The organism is Acinetobacter sp. (assembly GCF_050285345.1).
GTDB lineage: Bacteria > Pseudomonadota > Gammaproteobacteria > Pseudomonadales > Moraxellaceae > Acinetobacter.
This window is the reverse complement of sequence record NZ_JBLZXR010000095.1, coordinates 1-2,634: the sequence shown is the minus strand read 5'-3', so window position 1 is coordinate 2,634 and position 2,634 is coordinate 1. Positions and strand designations below refer to the sequence as shown.

The 2,634-nt window shown below is 41.5% G+C and carries 2 protein-coding genes and 1 pseudogene; 1 reads left to right on the top strand and 2 read right to left on the bottom strand.

Annotation, left to right across the window (positions count from 1 at the left end; all coding sequences use genetic code 11):
• Nucleotides 1–805, top strand: a pseudogene (locus tag ACN6OV_RS08345) (hypothetical protein); the annotation flags it as partial.
• A 93-nt stretch (nucleotides 806–898) separates the two neighbouring features.
• Here ACN6OV_RS08345 and hemJ read toward each other — a convergent pair.
• Nucleotides 899–1,351, bottom strand: coding sequence for a protoporphyrinogen oxidase HemJ (gene hemJ / locus ACN6OV_RS08340; RefSeq protein WP_427951863.1), 453 nt, complete (start codon nucleotides 1,349–1,351; stop codon nucleotides 899–901).
• 68 nt (nucleotides 1,352–1,419) lie between these two features.
• Nucleotides 1,420–2,634, bottom strand: a 1,215-nt coding sequence (locus tag ACN6OV_RS08335) for a beta-ketoacyl synthase N-terminal-like domain-containing protein (protein WP_427951860.1), incomplete at its 5' end; no start/stop codon positions are given.

Below are 2,634 nucleotides of genomic sequence, written 5' to 3'. Positions count from 1 at the left end.
TAATTTTCTTAGTCGAAATCTAAATTGTGTTATGTCCTTTTTATTTCAAGAGTTTAGAAAGTTGAGATTCGCGTATCAACTACAAATTTTAACTTTGGCTGAAATTGAGCTGAATTCCGTAGATAAATTGCATGCTTATAAAGTGCTATTTGATCGCGCTTTGGACTTTACGCAAAATCGTTTATCTATTATTGAGAAAATGTTGACTCAAAATTTGCTGAATCAATTAATTGAACAGATGCGGGAAGAGCAGCTCAGTACTCCAAAATCTTTGATGCTTCAAACTTTAAATACTGAGCAGTTGAGTATTCAAAGTAGCCTTCAAAATGAAGCTACGACGCAATATTTGGTTTTACAATATTTATCACTATCTTATCGAGGTGCTGAAGATGGTGGAAAGTGGACGACTTTTTTACCTAATATGACGTTTAATGAGTTGGTTGAAAGGGATTCTATTTATAGTGAATTATCCAGAGTTCCCTATCATCAATTAAAACAAAAAATGGGTGATTTACAGCCGAAGGAGAATGGTGGCTGGCAGATCAAGAATTCTGTCGGGCATATTCTGTCGCAAGTCAGCGCGCCGAACTATGAGCGCTATATAGTGATGACACAGGTACTTAATAATAAAATTTTGGCCTTTAATGCTTTGAATACAGGAGAGCTGGATATTGCGCAACTTAATCGAAATGCTGAAGGGAGACGGTATTTTGAAAAACAAGGAAAACTATGCGTTGAAATACCTTATCCTGGAAATGAGATCGCAGCCTTAAATTTAAAAATAGATAGTTGTGTCAAGATTTAATCGATATAAAAAACCTCCGAAATGAACTGAACCCTACAAGTTGTGTCCAACTTATAGGGTTCAGTTCAAAATGAAGGTTTTTTTATATCAGGATTAAAATATGGGTTTAACCACAACCAATATCACCACAGCAAATAAAATTAGTGTTGGCATTTCATTAAAGAAGCGCCAGAACTTGTGTGATTTATAGTGCGCATTTTCAATCAGTTTTTTACGGTAATAGCCACAAACCAGATGGTAAATTACCAATAAACCAACTAAACCGACTTTAAGATAAAACCAGAGTGCTTCATGGTAATGTCGCGTTGCATCACCCCAATCGACTAAGAAATGTGCAGTAATGAGTGTGGCAATCATCGCGGGCCACATAATGCCTCGATACAACTTACGCTCCATGACTTGGAAACGCTGATGACTGGTGACATCATCACTCATGGCATGATAGACATAAAGGCGGGGAAGATAGAAAAGTGCTGCAAACCAGCAAACGACTGCGATGATATGTAATGCTTTGACCCAGAGGAAAGCATCTGACGGAGCATCCATAAAGTGACCCTTAAAAGGGCGGTGGGTGTGCTGATTGGCGCCGAAGCGCCAAATCAACCGACTTTAAATTAGCCTTCCCATTTTTTGAAAACGAGACAGGCATTCACACCGCCGAAACCAAAACTGTTACTCATCACAGTATTCAGTTTTGCATCACGTTTTTCAAGTACGATATCAAATGCTTTTGCACCTTCATCGAGTTCTGTCACGTTGATGTTTGGTGCGATAAAGTCATTTTGCATCATTAACACAGAGTAAATTGCTTCTTGCACACCAGCAGCACCCAAGCTATGACCAGTCATTGACTTGGTTGAGCTTAATGGTGGTACTTTACCTTCACCGAACGCACGTTCCATAGCTTGAAGTTCAGTCACGTCACCTGCAGGTGTTGATGTACCATGTGTGTTGACATAGTCAATCGCGTCTACACCGTGCTGTTTCGCTTCTTCTAATGCCATTAAAATACAACGTGTCGCACCTTCACCGCTTGGTGCAACCATGTCTGCACCATCAGAGTTTGCAGCATAGCCAACCACTTCAGCAAGAATGTTCGCACCGCGTGCTTGCGCATGTTCAAGTGATTCAAGGACGACGAAACCACCACCGCCAGCGATCACGAAACCGTCACGGTCTGCTGAATAAGGGCGAGATGCTGTTTCTGGTGTGTCATTGTATTTAGAGCACAGTGCGCCCATTGCATCAAATAATAAGCTTTGAGACCAATGATCTTCTTCACCGCCACCTGCAAGCATCAAATCTTGTTTGCCAAGTTGAATCAGGTTGTAAGCATAACCAATTGCATCCGCAGAAGTTGCACAAGCACTGGTAATTGAGTGCGCAACACCTTGCATTTTAAATGCCACACCTACGTTTGCAGTGATGGTATTGGTCATATTGCGCGGCACAAAGAAAGGCCCAATTTTACGTGCGCCTTTTGTGTCTAGCAGTTCTTTCATTTCAATTACAGAAGCGGTTGAACCACCCCCTGAACCACCAGCAATACCGTAACGTGGGTTGCCGCCAATTTGTTCAGCCGTTAAGCCCGCATGTTCTACTGCTGCAACTGCTGCATTATAAGCATACATTGCACATACGCCCATGAAGCGTTTTAAGCGGCGGTCAATCCCATCAAAATCTTGTTCTGCTGCAGCACTGACATGACTTTTGAAATTCAGCTCAGCATAGGTCGGGTTAAAACGTGTTCCTGAAATCCCGTTTTGCAAAGAATGAGTGACATCTTCTAATGTATTACCAATGCATGAGTTGATGCCCATACCAGTGAT

Excerpts from the sequence above, each read along its gene's own strand:
- hemJ (WP_427951863.1), bottom strand. The coding sequence starts at position 1,351 with ATGGATGCTCCGTCAGATGCTTTCCTCTGGGTCAAAGCATTACATATC.